The 13,817-nt window shown below is 62.4% G+C and carries 16 protein-coding genes; 11 read left to right on the top strand and 5 right to left on the bottom strand.

Translation table 11 applies throughout. The annotated features are described in order from the left end of the window. Positions 1-162: 162 nt before the first annotated feature. The 4 genes from cobJ to cobG are packed head-to-tail and all read right to left on the bottom strand — an operon-like array spanning position 163 to position 4,496. A complete protein-coding gene (gene cobJ, locus BLL36_RS26225; RefSeq protein ID WP_076954510.1) occupies positions 163-1,800 on the bottom strand; it encodes a precorrin-3B C(17)-methyltransferase in 1,638 nt (545 codons plus the stop codon). After that, a complete protein-coding gene (locus tag BLL36_RS26230; RefSeq protein ID WP_076954511.1) occupies positions 1,800-2,531 on the bottom strand; it encodes a precorrin-2 C(20)-methyltransferase in 732 nt (243 codons plus the stop codon). The genes cobJ and BLL36_RS26230 overlap by 1 nt, the downstream gene beginning before the upstream one ends. Next, a complete protein-coding gene (locus BLL36_RS26235; RefSeq protein WP_076954512.1) occupies positions 2,531-3,157 on the bottom strand; it encodes a precorrin-8X methylmutase in 627 nt (208 codons plus the stop codon). The genes BLL36_RS26230 and BLL36_RS26235 overlap by 1 nt, the downstream gene beginning before the upstream one ends. After that, positions 3,150-4,496: a precorrin-3B synthase gene (gene cobG, locus BLL36_RS26240; protein WP_076954513.1), complete on the bottom strand. Its 1,347-nt coding sequence runs from the start codon at positions 4,494-4,496 to the stop codon at positions 3,150-3,152. The genes BLL36_RS26235 and cobG overlap by 8 nt, the downstream gene beginning before the upstream one ends. Before the next feature lie 38 nt (positions 4,497-4,534). Here cobG and cbiE point away from each other — a divergent pair, with 38 nt between their 5' ends. The 4 genes from cbiE (at position 4,535) to BLL36_RS26260 (ending at position 7,353) form a co-directional block, all read left to right on the top strand. Then, the gene (cbiE, locus tag BLL36_RS26245) at positions 4,535-5,740 is read left to right on the top strand and encodes a precorrin-6y C5,15-methyltransferase (decarboxylating) subunit CbiE (protein ID WP_076954514.1); all 1,206 of its coding nucleotides are present in this window, start codon (positions 4,535-4,537) and stop codon (positions 5,738-5,740) included. After that, positions 5,737-6,462, top strand: a complete 726-nt coding sequence (locus tag BLL36_RS26250) for a cobalt-precorrin-6A reductase (protein WP_076954515.1) — start codon at positions 5,737-5,739, stop codon at positions 6,460-6,462. The genes cbiE and BLL36_RS26250 overlap by 4 nt, the downstream gene beginning before the upstream one ends. Positions 6,463-6,589: 127 nt before the next feature. Then, positions 6,590-6,868 carry a hypothetical protein gene (locus tag BLL36_RS26255; protein WP_076954516.1) on the top strand — a complete coding sequence of 93 codons (279 nt, stop codon included), beginning with the start codon at positions 6,590-6,592 and terminating at the stop codon, positions 6,866-6,868. Then, positions 6,865-7,353 (top strand): PIN domain-containing protein, encoded by a 489-nt coding sequence (locus tag BLL36_RS26260; protein WP_076954517.1) that lies wholly within the window; start codon positions 6,865-6,867, stop codon positions 7,351-7,353. The genes BLL36_RS26255 and BLL36_RS26260 overlap by 4 nt, the downstream gene beginning before the upstream one ends. 58 nt (positions 7,354-7,411) lie before the next feature. Here the strand turns inward: BLL36_RS26260 and BLL36_RS26265 are convergent, their stop codons facing one another. Continuing rightward, positions 7,412-7,651, bottom strand: coding sequence for a DUF6124 family protein (locus tag BLL36_RS26265; RefSeq protein WP_076954518.1), 240 nt, complete (start codon positions 7,649-7,651; stop codon positions 7,412-7,414). A gap of 497 nt (positions 7,652-8,148) precedes the next feature. Between BLL36_RS26265 and BLL36_RS26270 the strand changes: the two genes are divergently transcribed. The 7 genes from BLL36_RS26270 to BLL36_RS26300 all read left to right on the top strand — a co-directional run bounded on the left by BLL36_RS26270 (position 8,149) and on the right by BLL36_RS26300 (position 13,814). Then, positions 8,149-8,451, top strand: coding sequence for a type II toxin-antitoxin system RelE/ParE family toxin (locus BLL36_RS26270; RefSeq protein WP_076954519.1), 303 nt, complete (start codon positions 8,149-8,151; stop codon positions 8,449-8,451). A 3-nt stretch (positions 8,452-8,454) separates the two neighbouring features. Continuing rightward, positions 8,455-8,742, top strand: a complete 288-nt coding sequence (locus tag BLL36_RS26275; protein ID WP_076954520.1) for an addiction module antidote protein — start codon at positions 8,455-8,457, stop codon at positions 8,740-8,742. A gap of 97 nt (positions 8,743-8,839) precedes the next feature. Continuing rightward, on the top strand, positions 8,840-9,235 hold the full coding sequence (locus tag BLL36_RS26280) for a DUF2946 domain-containing protein (RefSeq protein ID WP_076954521.1): 396 nt from the start codon (positions 8,840-8,842) through the stop codon (positions 9,233-9,235). A gap of 46 nt (positions 9,236-9,281) precedes the next feature. Beyond that, entirely contained in the window at positions 9,282-9,764 is a 483-nt protein-coding gene (locus BLL36_RS26285; RefSeq protein WP_076954522.1) for a copper chaperone PCu(A)C, read from the top strand. A gap of 11 nt (positions 9,765-9,775) precedes the next feature. After that, positions 9,776-10,165, top strand: coding sequence for a DUF2946 domain-containing protein (locus BLL36_RS26290; protein WP_076954523.1), 390 nt, complete (start codon positions 9,776-9,778; stop codon positions 10,163-10,165). A gap of 92 nt (positions 10,166-10,257) precedes the next feature. Beyond that, positions 10,258-12,318: a TonB-dependent copper receptor gene (locus tag BLL36_RS26295; RefSeq protein WP_076954524.1), complete on the top strand. Its 2,061-nt coding sequence runs from the start codon at positions 10,258-10,260 to the stop codon at positions 12,316-12,318. A 113-nt stretch (positions 12,319-12,431) separates the two neighbouring features. After that, complete coding sequence (locus BLL36_RS26300) at positions 12,432-13,814, top strand: PepSY-associated TM helix domain-containing protein (protein WP_076954525.1); 1,383 nt, start codon at positions 12,432-12,434, stop codon at positions 13,812-13,814. The last annotated feature ends 3 nt before the right edge of the window (positions 13,815-13,817 follow it).

Here is a 13,817-nt window from a genome sequence, read left to right on the forward strand (position 1 = left end):
ACAAACATCCCTTGAGGCAGCACGGCAAACCGCAGCGCCCAGGGATCACGCGGGGTCGCCGGCACGTGTGCAGAAGTCTTCGCGAAAAAAAGAAAAAGCCCCGGACAACGCCAGGAAATTCCCTGGGTCATTCGGAGCTTTCCGGCGCCTGAAGGGCCGCTTTCAGCCGGCGGGTTTCTCGCCGTACCAGCGCGGCGTGTACACCCACTCACCACCACCGGCACGGGGGAAGGTGCAGGTGGTGGACGAGCCGATCAGCACCATGGTGCGCATGTCCACCTGCTCCGGCGTCAGTTGCCCCAGCGTGGTGACGCGCAGGGTCTGCCCCGGCCGGCCGATATCACGGCCCAGCACCACAGGCGTCTCAGGCGTGCGATGCAGCGCGACGATTTCCAGCGCACGCCCCAACTGCCACGGCCGCGAACGCGAGATCGGGTTGTAGAACGCCAGCGCCAGGTCGGCCTGGGATGCCAGGTCCAGGCGCTTTTCGATAATCGACCAGGGCTTGAGGTTGTCCGACAGCGACATCACGCAGAAGTCATGCCCCAGCGGAGCACCGGCCTGGGCCGCTGTAGCCAGTGAGGCCGAGACGCCGGGCAGAATCTGCAGGTCGACCTGATGCCAGGCCGGGTCGCTGGACTCATGCAAGGCCTCGAGCACCGCCGCGGCCATGGCGAACACGCCAGGGTCGCCGGACGACACCACCACCACCGAACGGCCCTGGGCCGCCAGTTCGAAGGCATGGCGCGCACGCTGCATCTCTTCACGGTTGTCGGTGCAGTGCTGCACCTGATCGTCGCGAAACGGCCCGGCCATACGCACGTAGGTTTCGTAGCCGAGCACGTCGGTGCAACGCGTCAGTTCGGCTTTCACCGCCGGCACCCTCAATTCGGCGGCGCCCGGGCCCAGGCCGATCACAGCGAGGCGGCCACGGGCGCGACCGACTTGCGACAGGTCCAAGGGCTGCTCGGCGACGCTGACGACGATATCGGCGTCCTGCGCGAGATTACTGAAACGCAGCGGCACGCCCAGTTCCAACGCGGCTTCATGCAACGACGCTTCGGCCATCTGCGTGTCACTGGCCAGCAGGCAGGCCAGGGATTGCACGGCGATACCCGCGTCATGCAACGCGGCCCGCACACGTTCCGCCAATTGCGCGCCCGGCTTGCACGCCACGCACACCGTCTTCGGATAGATCAACAATTCGTCGGCCGCAGGTACCCGCTTGGCACTGCCCACATGAATGGCCAGGCGCGCCTGTTGATCCTGCGGCAGGTTGGCCTGCTCCAGCCACGGCGCCACGCCTTCGATGCGCACGCTCTCGCCGGCCAGCAAGTCCGAGACAAAGCGCTTGCCCAGTTCCAGATCAGCCAACGCATAACCCGCGGGCGGGTTGAGCAGGCAGGTGCCGAAACGCAACTCGCCACTGGTGGTAATGGCAGCCGCCACGCCCAGCGCAGCGGCGATCTCACGCGCCATCACATTCACACCGCCCAGGCCGCCGAGCAGCGGCACCACGGCGCTGCCGTCTTCGGCCACGGCGAGCACAGCGGGCTCTTCGCCCTTTTCCAGCAGCAGCGGCGCCAGCGTGCGGATCACAATGCCGGCGGCACACAGGGCAATCAGCGGCGTGCCTTGCTGGTAGAGCTGACGCAGCGTGGCGCCGAACTCGATGTAAGCGTGGTCAGCACCCTCGACCCGCCCGACCAAACCGTGGATCGCAGCACCGGGGTACAGCTGCTGGATCTTGCGCGCAGTGGCCAGGCTGCCCTGGCCGAGGATGACAATCGCCGGACGCATCAACCTTGCCACCGTTCGCCAGGCACGATGATCAGCGAGAAGTACGGCGACGACATCGGCTCCACCTGGTCCAGCGGCACGATCTTCTGGTTAGCCATGGTCGCGCGTTCCACGTACAGCGCACGCTCGGCCAGGCCGAGTTCTTCGAGCACCTGGCGCACTTTCGGGAAATTGCGCCCCAGCTTCATGATCACGGCTGCGTCGGCGTCCGCCAAACGGCGCTTGAGGTCTTCGTGGGGCAATACGCCGGAGAGCACCGACAGGCTCTGGTTGCGATACACCAGCGGCGCGCCCAGCACCGAGGCGCCGCCGAGCATTGAGCACACGCCGGGGATAACCTGCGCGTCGTAGCGCTCGGCCAAACGGTCATGCAGGTACATGTAGGAGCCGTAGAAGAACGGGTCGCCTTCACAGATCACCGCCACATCGCGGCCGGCGTCCAGATGCGCGGCCACGCCAACGCTGGCGGTGTCGTAGAAATCGCTGATCACCTGCTCGTAGGACAGCGGCGCCGGCAACGCCTCGGTGGTCACCGGGTACACCAGCGGCATCAGGGTTTGTTGCGGCACCAGATGATCCTCAATGATGCCGAAGGCGTTGCCCTTCTTGCCCTTGGCCACGAAGTACGCCACCACTGGCGATTCGCGCAGCAGGCGCAGGGCCTTGAGGGTGATCAGTTCGGGGTCGCCGGGGCCCACGCCCAGGCCGATCAAACGTCCGCGTGGGTGCATCACTCGACCTCCGTGGCCAGGGCATTCACCGCGGCGGCGGCCATCGCGCTGCCGCCCAGGCGGCCCTGCATGATCACGAACGGCACGCCACGGCTGTCGGCGGCGAGCATCGCCTTGGATTCGGCGGCCCCCACGAAACCCACCGGGAAGCCAAGGATCAACGCCGGTTTCGGCGCGCCGGCATCGAGCATTTCGAGCAGGTAAAACAAGGCGGTCGGTGCGTTGCCGATCACCACTACGCTGCCTTCCAGGTGCGGGCGCCACAGCTCCAGCGCGGCGGCGGAACGGGTGTTACCCAGTTGCCGCGCCAGCTCGGGCACGCTGTCGTCGCGCAAGGTGCAGATCACCGGGTTATTGGCCGGCAGCCGCGCACGGGTCACGCCTTCGGAGACCATCCGCGCATCGCACAGAATCGGCGCGCCCGCCGCGAGTGCATCGCGCCCGGCCTTGCCCGCACCTGCGGAAAATTGCAGGCCGTCGATGGCGTCGACCATGCCGCAGGCATGGATCACCCGCACCGCGAGCTTCTCCAAATCAGCCGGGATACGCTCCAACTTGGCTTCCGCGCGAATAATGGCGAAGGAGTTGCGATAGATCTCCTGACCGTCGCGGATGTAATCAATCATCGGTGTTGCTCCGTGGGCGAGCGCGCAGCAGGGCGCCCGCCGCTTCAATAGAAAGGTTGCGCGCGTGCAGCCGGCCGAAACCCGGCTGGGCTGCCTCGCGAAAATAGAGGTCGTAGTGGCCAGGGCTTACGGCCAGCAACGTGACCGGTGCGATGTGCGCGGCGGCGCAGGAGCGTGGGCAGCCGGACAGGTGCACGTCGTGGTCGGTGTGCAGCGCGGCCAGTTGCGCCGCATCGGCCTTGGTGTCGGCCAAGGCCTTGGCGCAGCCGCTGGAACCGGTGCAGGCGGTCATGCGCGCCAGGGGCTGGTCGGCGGAGCAGAGTAAGCCCAGTTGCGCCAGGCGTTCGGTCACGACACCAGGTTTTTCCACATAGGGCAGCAGCACGCCTTGCCAAGGCGTGAAGCGCAAGGTGCCGTCGCCATAATCGTCGGCGAGCTGGGCGGCGCCCTTGAGCATCGTCGAATCCAGGCGGCCCAGGGGCGCAACGGCCGCGACATAGAACTGATTCTTTTGCGGCTGTGGATAAGTGCCCATGTGCAGCGAAGCGCCACTGGCGGGGCGTTTGAACCCATTCGCGCACAGCAGCGGCAGGCTCAGGCGGCTCAGCACCTTATCCACCACCAGGTGGCGCATGCGTGTTTGTTCCGGCGTGGCCACATCAAGAAAAGCTTCCAGCACCGCAGTTACCAGCGCGTGGCCCTGCTCCAATCGAACGGCGCCCAACGGCGCATCCAGGCCCGGGCAACCCGCCAGACCGAACGCGAGCAGCGTTTCGCCATTGCGCACGAACGCCGAGAGCCACAGGTCATGGTGATGCTCGAGCATTGCCAGGGCTTCACCGCCATCCAATTGCACGGCGAACTTGGCCGACAGCTCATGGAAACGCGGGACGTTTTGCAGCGAGGCCAGGATCTGGTCCGCCAGCGGGCGCGTGTCGAACAGCATCTGCTCGTCGATACCGGCGCTGGGGCTGAGCATCAGGTTGCGCACGTCGTCACCGGCGGCGTTGCTCGGGCCGAGGCCAGCGGCCAGCAGCAGGGCGATCAACGCGTGCTCTTCGGCGCCGATCCCGCGAATCTGCAGATTGGCGCGGTTGGTCGCCTCGATCACCCCGCCGGCATAGGCCTGGGCCGCATCCGCGACCGCGCGGGCCTGGGCGGCGCTAATCGAGCCACCGGCCAATTTGATCCGGCAAATCCCGCCGTCCAACGCCTGGACAATACGCAGCAACCCCGGACAAGCCGAGGGGCGCAAGGTATTCACAGCGGGCGTCTGGTTCACGGGGCTACCGGTTGACGGGTAAAGGCGCGGTATTATGCCTGCTTTGTCCGGCGGCATGAAAAGCCTGCCCGTCGGATGTCGTTCAAGGAATGTTTATGTCGCCCTGGCTGACGGTTGTAGGCATCGGTGAAGACGGCTTCAAGGGGCTGGGCAGGAATGCCCGGCACGCCCTGTTGCGCGCCACGCGGATTATAGGTGCACAGCGCCAGTTGGACTTGTTGCCGGTGTGTATTCGGGGCGAGCGTGAGCTGTGGCCGAGCCCGTTTTCACTGGCGCCGGTGCTGGCACGGCGCGGTACGCCGGTGTGTGTGCTGGCCAGCGGCGATCCGATGTTCTATGGCGTGGGCGCCAGCCTGGCGCGACAGATCGCGGCCGATGAGTTGCTGATTCTGCCGGCACCGTCGTCGGTATCCCTGGCGGCGGCGCGGTTGGGCTGGCCGTTGCAGGACGTGGTGACGCTGTCCGTGGTGGCGCGGCCGTTGGCGGCGCTCACTGCGCATCTGGCCAGTGGCTTGCGTTTGCTGGTGTTGAGCAATGACGGCAGCAGTCCTGCATCGATTGCCTCGCTGCTGGCTGAGTCTGGGTTCGGGCCCAGCCGGTTGACGGTGTTTGAACATTTGGGCGGCGCGGATGAGCGACGTCTCGACGGTCTGGCTGCGGATTGGCAGCACGCTCGGGTCGCCGATCTGAATCTGGTGGCCATCGACTGCCTGGCGGCTATCGACACTCAGCCTCTGTCGCGCCTGGCCGGCCTGCCGGACTCGGCATTCAAGCACGACGGCCAACTGACCAAACGCGACGTGCGCGCCATGACCCTCGCCCGCCTCGCGCCGATGCCCGGCGAGCTGCTGTGGGACGTGGGCGCGGGCAGCGGTTCCATCGGTATCGAGTGGATGCGTGCGCACCCGGGGTGCCGCGCGCTGGCGATTGAAGCCGACGCGGGCCGCCAGGGCCTGATCGAACACAACCGCGACGCCCTCGGCGTACCCGGCCTGCAATTGATTCGCGGTAAGGCGCCCCAGGTTTTAAACGGCCTGGAAACTCCGGACGCCATCTTCATCGGCGGCGGCGTCACCCGCGACGGCGTGCTCGATACCTGCTGGCACCAGCTGCGCCCAGGTGGGCGGTTGGTTGCCAACGCCGTGACGCTGCAAAGCGAGATGACCTTGATGAACTGGCGCGCGCAGCATGGCGGCGAACTGACCCGCATTCATGTGGCCCACGCGCAGCCATTGGGGGAGTTTGATACCTGGCGCCAGGCGCTGCCGATCACCTTGCTGGAAGTGGTCAAGCCGCTATGAAAAGAATCCTGCTGCTGGGTGGCGTAACTGAAGCGCTGGCCATCGCCCGAACCTTGGGGCCGGAGCATATCTACAGTCTGGCGGGGGTGGGGCGTGTGCCTACCGATCTCATCTGCCAGGTACGTGTAGGCGGTTATGGTGGCGCTGAAGGATTGGCGCAGTTTGTTCGCAATGAGCGGATCAGTTTGATCCTCGACGCGACCCATCCGTATGCGGCGCAGATCAGCCAGAACGCGGCCCAGGCGGCGCAGTTATGCGGTGTGCCATGCTGGGCATTGCGCCGCCCGGCGTGGCAACCGCAGGCGGGGGATGATTGGCGTGAAGTCAGCGATTGGGCCTCGTTGATTGAAGCATTGAAACCCTTCAAGCGCCCCCTCTTCACCCTGGGCCGCGAGCCGTTGCAGCATCTCGACGAAATCCCCGCCGATCAATTCTGGACGCTACGGGCGCTGGATGTTTATCCGGGGAACGAGCGCTGTGAAGTGATCGGCGCGCGTGGGCCGTTTCTGATCGAGGACGAGCGTGCGCTGTTTGAACGGCGGCAGATCGATGTGCTGATCAGCAAGAACAGCGGCAGCACCGCCACCGAACCGAAGCTGGAAGTCGCGCGGGAGCGTGGGGTGCCGGTATTGGTGTTGAAGCGGCCGGTGTTGGTTGCGGTGGATCGGGAGCTTTTGTCGCCCGCAGAAACAATCGATTCGTTGGCAGATTTCATTCGATAGATCAGGATCATCCGCCACTCTCTATCCAATCTGTTTGTTACCTCAAGGGACGGCGATGAACCCACAACATGAAATGCTAAACTCCAAGAACAGTTCAAGCCAGACTCAATTACATTCAGGAGCTGACATGATAGAAGTTAAAGAAGCCGTTAAAGTTGCAAAGGCAGCAGCAAATGACTTTCTCGGACAAGAAATGGTGTTGAACGATTTAATGCTTGAAGAAGTAGAGCTGGATCAAAACAATAAGGCCTGGGCAATAACACTGGGATTTAACGTACCAAACCCTAACAAACTCCACAGAATAGGCGCAGCCATTTCCGGAGAGATGTTTGCAAGAAAATACAAAACCTTCATCATTGATGCGGAGACTGGCGAGTTCCGCTCCATGAAGATCCGTGAAATATGATAGATACCTACATCAAGCAATATCGAAGAAAGGGAATCATAGTTGATACCAACTTGTTACTTCTGGCACTGGTAGGGGGAACCTCCAGTATTGTAGGGTTCAAAAGAACACGCGGTTACAGCGATGAAGACTATCAACTTTTACTCAAAGTAATTGATCAGTTCGAAAAGCTTGTTTCAACCCCTCACATTCTCGCTGAAGTCAGCAACCTGACAAATGGAATTTATGGGAGCAAGCTGCACGATTTCTATGCAACGTTAAAAAACTCACTTTCAACAATCATCGAGATTCATAATCCGGCCCTGGATATAAGTCGCGATTATGAGCTGTCACCCTACGGCCTTACCGACGTCGGCATTGTTGCCGCAGCAAAAGATAATTATCTGGTTTTGACGGATGACCTCAGAGTCGCGGGGTTCGCTCATCAGCACTGCGTAGATGTCGTGAACTTCAATCATATACGCGAAGCAAGCTGGGACGTTTAAAGCGTGTCACAGGATCATTCCCACGCGTCAGCGCAGGAACGATCGATCATCGCACTGCCTAACTGCGTTGCCCTGCACCTTCTTGCACCCTATCGGCAAGCAACTGCGCAAGCTCTATCAACTGCGCAACGCCGAGCAATTCCTCTCGTTTCGGGCCTTCCAGGTTAAACGCAAGATCGCAACTCAGCGCATTGGCCGAGGCGAGTGTTTCGCTGAGATTGACCAGCAGGTCTTCGGTACCGATGCCGTCAGCTACGGTGAAGAGCCGGATGGGGGGATTTGGGGTGGGTTTGATCATTGTGGATTCCTTAATCTAAGTGGAGCTGCCAACTAATCGCCGCGATGCGATGAGGGGTGGCAGCTGTGCGCAGGTTCGCGGACCGGAGATTAAGGAAGCCGGCATACCCGAAGGTATCCCGCGCACAGCCACCATAGCGCCCACAGTAGACGATAAAAAAGCGTCAACTGAAAGGAGACAGTACTTAATCAATACGAGCCGCGACGCCCGACCGCTGAGTTTGCAGCGGTGTACGGAGACTAGAGATTGAGCGTCCTAGGGACAACCTCAAAGACTTGTCGGAAATTTCTATTTATACGGATAACCAGTCCTATCAGGCTTCACCACCAAAAGCCGAATCCCCCTACAAACACTTCCGAACAAGCTGGCTGGCTCAGCCAAAAGCCCCCGCCCTAACCTCCCTCTCGCGGTTTTGCTCCGGCGCCCGCGATGCGGATGCACTGCTTTTGCAGCGCGTCACAACTTGCCAACATGTATCCCAAGGAATACGATCCGAGATGATTCACTTCAAGAGATCTGATGAGTTTCAGGAGTGGCTTTATTCGCTACGCAGTAAACCCGCCCATGGACGCGTGCTGACAAGATTGGATAACGCTGGAATGGGCAATTTTGGAGACTGCGAGAACGTCGGAAATGGCGTATCCGAAATGCGCATCCACTATGGCCCTGGATACCGGGTGTACTTCAAGCGTATAGGTGAAGTGGTTTACCTACTGTTGATAGGTGGCGATAAATCAACGCAAAAACGCGACATCGAGCGCGCTAAAGAAATTGCCGATGAACTTGAAAAAAAGGAGTGACCCATGACTCAATTTAAAGATTTCGACATAGCCGAGCATCTGACGACCCCTGAGGACATGGCGGAGTATCTCGAAGCTTCTTTCGAAGAAGACTCCGGTGACGGATTGCTGATTCGCTCAGCGCTCAACAATATCGCCCGCGCCCAAGGCATGACCCAAATAGCCCGCGACGCCGGCCTCGGACGAGAAAGTCTGTACAAAGCCCTCTCCAGCACTGGCAATCCCGAATTCGCGACTATCATGAAAGTCATGAAAGCTCTGGGCCTCAAGCTTCACGCCACGGCGGTCTGACCCAACTGCGACACCAAACCACACCGCCCTTTTTTACTTATCCCCCCCGATCAGGCTAAATACCCGCCTGATCGTTTAACCCTACGGATTGTCCGCCATGGCCCGTCAACGCTTTGCAATTGCCTGGATCGCCTGCCTTGCAGTGCTGTTCAACGCCTTTGCCATGCCGCTGGCCAGTGCGATGCAGCAGACGGACGATCCGGTAAAGCGCCTGATGTGGGGCAGCTTCTGTTCTTCCAACGGCGCCAGCCTCAAGGCGATAGCCCTGGGCAAGCTGGAGATTCCGGCGCCGCAGCAGGACGATCACTCCGCCATGCAGCACTGCTGGTGTTGCTCCGGCTCACCGTCGCTGGTGGCGTTGCCAGGGCATGTACCGCAGTTGTATGTCACGCGCTTCACGGCGGTGCAGAGCCTGCCGCCAACCCATCTGCAAAACCCAACCCCGCGCCAGCAATGGCCGAGCCTCAACCCCCGCGCTTCTCCGACGGCCTGATTGCTTCGCAAGTGAACTGCGTTTAGACCCGTTCTGGAGAACTGCCATGCTCAAATCTTCCCTGCTTCTGGCTGCGTTGCTGCTGCCGGTGTTCAGTGCCGCCAATGCCGAAGACTACAAGGCCGGCGACTTGCTGGTCAGCGATCCCTGGTCCCAGGAATTGCCGCCCAACGCCCCCACCGTCGCGGCGTATTTCGTGATTCATAACACCGGCGCCACCCCGGATCGCCTGCTCAGCGCCGACACGCCGCTGGCGGAAACAGCGCAGCTGCATGAGCACGTGATGCAAGGCGACCTGATGAAGATGCAGCAAGTGCCCAGTGTCGCGGTCCCGGCCAAGGGCGAGCTGACCTTCGCGCCGATGGCTTACCACGTGATGCTACTGGGCATCAAAGACCGCAGCCTGTTGGCCGACGGCAAGCAATTCCCGCTGACCCTGACCTTTGAAAAAGCCGGCAAGCTCGAGGTGGAGGTGTCGGTACAAAAGGTGCCGCCGATGGCCGCCCACGCGCATAAGCACGCCCAGTAGGCGGTTACTCGATGGGCGCCCCACGCGCCAGGTTCTCTCCACATTCGCGCGTAAGACGCGGCAGTTGGATCAGCCTGTTCGCCATGCTGATGATCTTTATCGGTCCGCTGATCTCCCAGGCGATGCCGATGGACCATCACGCCGGAATGTCGATGAGCATGCCGATGGAACACGGCGATGCTCATCACAAAAAAGTGCCTGACGAACACCACGCCCTCTGGTCCAAGTGCGGCTATTGCGATCTGCTTTACAGCTGCCCTGCCCTGCCTGGCGGTATTCCAACGCTCACCCTGAGCAGTCCGCTCCCGGCCAACACCCTCACCCCCGCCACGCGCCTGGGCCATGCCCAACAGAGCATCTTCCCCGGCGCCCGCAGTCGCGCGCCGCCCATCGCCTCGTAAGCACTGACACCGTTACTTCACCCCGGCCGACTTTAGACAGACAGCCGCAGGCTGCTGGCCGTGTTGTTTACGATTGATAAATGGAAGTTGTCATGTCCAGGTTTTCTGCTGACACCCGTTTGGGATGTACCCCTGTGCTCGCCGTTTTATGCGGCGTACTCCTGGCGCCACAGGCCAGGGCTGACGCGCATGAACTAAGCCCCACCGTGATCACCGCGATCGCCCCCAGCTCGCCGCTGACCGTGGTCACCAACCCCAAGGACCCGCGCCAGCCGGTGCCCGCCAGCGATGGCGGCGACTACCTCAAGACCATCCCCGGCTTTGCCCTGGTGCGCAATGGCGGCACCAATGGCGACCCGGTGCTGCGCGGCATGTTCGGCTCGCGCCTGAATATCCTTACCAACGGCAGCATGATGCTCGGCGCCTGCCCCGGGCGCATGGATGCGCCCACCTCGTATATCTCCCCGGAAACCTACGACCAGCTCACCGTGATCAAAGGCCCGCAAACCGTACTCTGGGGCCCTGGCGCCTCGGCCGGCACCGTCCTGTTCGAGCGCAAGCCGGAACACTTCGGTGAGCTGGGTACGCGGCTCAACGCCAGTGTGCTGGCCGGTTCCAACGGGCGCTTCGACAAGGTCATCGATGCCGCCGCCGGCGGGCCGCTGGGCTACGTGCGGGTGATCGGTAACCAGGCGCATGCAGACGATTACAAGGACGGCAATAACGACACCGTCGCCTCGCGTTACGACAAATGGAATGGCGATGTGGCCGTGGGTTTCACCCCTGACCCCGACACCTTGCTGGAACTCACCGCCGGCCGTGGCGACGGCGAAGCGCGCTACGCCGGACGCGGCATGGACGGTTCGCAGTTCCTGCGCGAAAGCCTGGGGCTGCGCTTTGAAAAATCCAACCTCGGCGAGGTGCTGGACAAGGTCGAGGCCCAGGTCTACTACAACTACGCCGACCATGTGATGGACAACTACAGCCTGCGCACACCGTCAGGCACCGGCATGATGGCGGGGCCGATGGCTTCCAACGTCGACCGCCGCACCCTCGGCGCGCGGCTCAAGGCCACCTGGCGCTGGGCCGATGTGCAACTGATCGGCGGCCTGGATGCGCAGACCAACGAGCACCGCGCCCGCAGCAGCATGGGCATCGACACCTACAAGGATCTGCCGCGCACCAAGGACGCCGACTTTCACAACTACGGCGTATTCGGCGAACTCACCTGGTATGCCGCCGAGCGCGACCGCCTGATCAGCGGCGCGCGCCTGGACCGCGCCTCGGCCAAGGATTATCGGCAGACCACCGGCTCCGGCATGAGCACCCGCGCCAACCCCACCGCCGACGACACCCGCGCCGAAACCTTGCCGTCGGGCTTCGCGCGCTATGAACACGACCTGGCCGACAGCCCCACTACGCTCTATGCCGGCCTGGGCCATTCGGAACGTTTCCCGGATTACTGGGAATTGTTCTCCCCCAACACCGGCGCGACCGGTTCGGTGAATGCCTTCGACGGCGTGAAGCCAGAGAAAACCACCCAACTCGACGTTGGGGCGCAATACAAAGCCGAAGACCTTGAAGCCTGGGCCTCGGGTTACATCGGCCGGGTGCAGGACTTCATCCTGTTCGACTACCGGCCCGGCATGATGGGCACCACCTCCCAGGCCCGCAACGTCGACGCCCGCATCATGGGTGGCGAACTGGGCGCGGCGTACAAGCTGACACGCCACTGGAAAGCCGACGCCAGCCTTGCCTATGCCTGGGGCAAGAACAGCAGTGACGGCAAGGCCCTGCCGCAAATGCCACCGCTGGACGCGCGCCTGGGGCTCACCTACAGCGAAGATGACTGGAGCGCGGGCGCCCTGTGGCGGGTGGTCGCCGCACAACACCGCATCGACCCGAACAAGGGCAATGTGGTCGGCAAGGACTACGACAAGAGCGGCGGCTTTGGGGTGTTCTCGCTGAACGCGGCGTATCGAATCAATAAAAACTTCAAGGTCAGTACCGGTGTCGACAATCTGTTCGGCAAGGCATACGCCGAGCACTTGAACCTGGCCGGCAACGCCGGTTTCGGCTACCCGGCGAGCGACCCGCAGGCGATCAAGGAGCCTGGGCGGACCCTCTGGACCAAAGTGGACATGAGCTTCTAAAGCTTCGCGAGCAAGCCCGCTCCCCCAGGGAAATGCATTCCAACTGTGGGAGCTGGCTTGCCTGCGATAGCGGTGTAACGAACACAAAAAATCAAAGCCTTGCGGAGTCCCAAATGAGCACCCAAAAAATCTCTTTCTACAACCTGGCCTGGCGCTGGCACTTCTACGCCGGCCTCTTCGTCGCCCCTTTCATGGTGCTGCTGGCCCTGACCGGAATCATCTACCTGTTCAAACCCCAGCTCGACCCGCTCATGTACGCTGACCTGCTCACCGTGCCCGCCGCCGAGCACGCCTTGAGCGCCGACGAGCAACTGCAACGCGCCCAGGCCGCTTACCCCCAAGGCGCGATCAGCAAATACCTGCCCCCCGTCGACGCTACCCACAGCGCGCAATTCGTGATGCAAAACGGCGGCCGCGAAGTGACGGTGTTCGTCGACCCGTATCGCGGCACCGTACTCGGCGAACAGGACGCCAAATACAACCTGCAAGCCATCGCCCGCGCGCTGCACGGCGAACTGATGATCGGCACCGTCGGCGACCGCCTGGTGGAACTGGCCGCCGGCTGGGGCGTGATGCTGGTGGTCTCGGGCCTGTACCTGTGGTGGCCGCGCGGCAAGTCTTCGGCGGGTGTGCTGTGGCCACGTTTGAACAGCCGTGGCCGGGTGTTCTGGCGCGACATGCACGCGGTCACCGGCTTTTGGGGCGCTTCGCTCCTTCTGGTGATGCTGCTCAGCGGCATGACCTGGACCGGCTTCTGGGGCAAGCAATACGCCGATCTGTGGAACACCTTCCCGGCAGCGATGTGGAACAACGTGCCGCAGTCAGACCAGCAGGCGCGCGTGCTTAACACCGCGACGCAACAAACCGTGCCCTGGGCCATGGAAAATACACCGATGCCGATGTCCGGCGACCATGCCGAGCACATGAACCATGGCGCCATGCACTCAGCCCCGGCCGCGCCCACGGTGCGCCTGCAGCAAGTCGTCGACCTGGCCACCGCGCGCAATGTCGAGCCTGGCTACAGCATTACCTTCCCCACCACCGCCCAAGGCGTGTTCACGGTTGCGGTGTTCGCCGACGACCCGCGCAATGACGCCACTCTGCATGTGGACCAGTACACCGGCAAGGTCCTGGCCGATGTGCGCTGGGAACACTACAACCTCGTCGCCCGCGCCACCGAGAGCGGCGTGATGCTGCACGAGGGCAAGATGTTCGGCTGGCTCAACCAACTGATCGTGCTGGTGATCTGCCTGATGATCCTGCTCAGCGCGGTCAGCGGCCTGGTGATCTGGTGGAAGCGCCGGCCACAGGGCGGCCTGGGCGTGCCGCCGCTGCGCCATGACTTGCCCAAGTGGAAAACCGCGATGCTCATCATGCTGGGGCTGGCGATCCTCTTCCCGTTGGTCGGCGCCTCGTTGATCCTGGTGGGGTTGCTGGATCGCCTGGTGTTGGCGCGTTTTTTCAACCGGGATGAAATCCCCTCGGGTTCCGCATAAAGG

The organism is Pseudomonas cedrina subsp. cedrina (assembly GCF_001983175.1).
In the GTDB taxonomy this organism is placed as follows: Bacteria; Pseudomonadota; Gammaproteobacteria; order Pseudomonadales; family Pseudomonadaceae; genus Aquipseudomonas; species Aquipseudomonas cedrina.

Excerpts from the sequence above, each read along its gene's own strand:
- BLL36_RS26255 (WP_076954516.1), top strand. The coding sequence starts at position 6,590 with ATGATAGAAGTTAAAGAAGCCGTTAAAGTTGCAAAGGCAGCAGCAAAT.
- BLL36_RS26280 (WP_076954521.1), top strand. The coding sequence starts at position 8,840 with ATGGCCCGTCAACGCTTTGCAATTGCCTGGATCGCCTGCCTTGCAGTG.
- BLL36_RS26265 (WP_076954518.1), bottom strand. The coding sequence starts at position 7,651 with ATGATCAAACCCACCCCAAATCCCCCCATCCGGCTCTTCACCGTAGCT.
- BLL36_RS26285 (WP_076954522.1), top strand. The coding sequence starts at position 9,282 with ATGCTCAAATCTTCCCTGCTTCTGGCTGCGTTGCTGCTGCCGGTGTTC.
- cobJ (WP_076954510.1), bottom strand. The coding sequence starts at position 1,800 with ATGCGTCCGGCGATTGTCATCCTCGGCCAGGGCAGCCTGGCCACTGCG.
- BLL36_RS26290 (WP_076954523.1), top strand. The coding sequence starts at position 9,776 with ATGGGCGCCCCACGCGCCAGGTTCTCTCCACATTCGCGCGTAAGACGC.
- BLL36_RS26270 (WP_076954519.1), top strand. The coding sequence starts at position 8,149 with ATGATTCACTTCAAGAGATCTGATGAGTTTCAGGAGTGGCTTTATTCG.
- BLL36_RS26230 (WP_076954511.1), bottom strand. The coding sequence starts at position 2,531 with ATGCACCCACGCGGACGTTTGATCGGCCTGGGCGTGGGCCCCGGCGAC.
- BLL36_RS26235 (WP_076954512.1), bottom strand. The coding sequence starts at position 3,157 with ATGATTGATTACATCCGCGACGGTCAGGAGATCTATCGCAACTCCTTC.
- BLL36_RS26260 (WP_076954517.1), top strand. The coding sequence starts at position 6,865 with ATGATAGATACCTACATCAAGCAATATCGAAGAAAGGGAATCATAGTT.
- BLL36_RS26300 (WP_076954525.1), top strand. The coding sequence starts at position 12,432 with ATGAGCACCCAAAAAATCTCTTTCTACAACCTGGCCTGGCGCTGGCAC.
- BLL36_RS26275 (WP_076954520.1), top strand. The coding sequence starts at position 8,455 with ATGACTCAATTTAAAGATTTCGACATAGCCGAGCATCTGACGACCCCT.
- cbiE (WP_076954514.1), top strand. The coding sequence starts at position 4,535 with ATGTCGCCCTGGCTGACGGTTGTAGGCATCGGTGAAGACGGCTTCAAG.
- cobG (WP_076954513.1), bottom strand. The coding sequence starts at position 4,496 with ATGCCGCCGGACAAAGCAGGCATAATACCGCGCCTTTACCCGTCAACC.
- BLL36_RS26250 (WP_076954515.1), top strand. The coding sequence starts at position 5,737 with ATGAAAAGAATCCTGCTGCTGGGTGGCGTAACTGAAGCGCTGGCCATC.
- BLL36_RS26295 (WP_076954524.1), top strand. The coding sequence starts at position 10,258 with ATGTCCAGGTTTTCTGCTGACACCCGTTTGGGATGTACCCCTGTGCTC.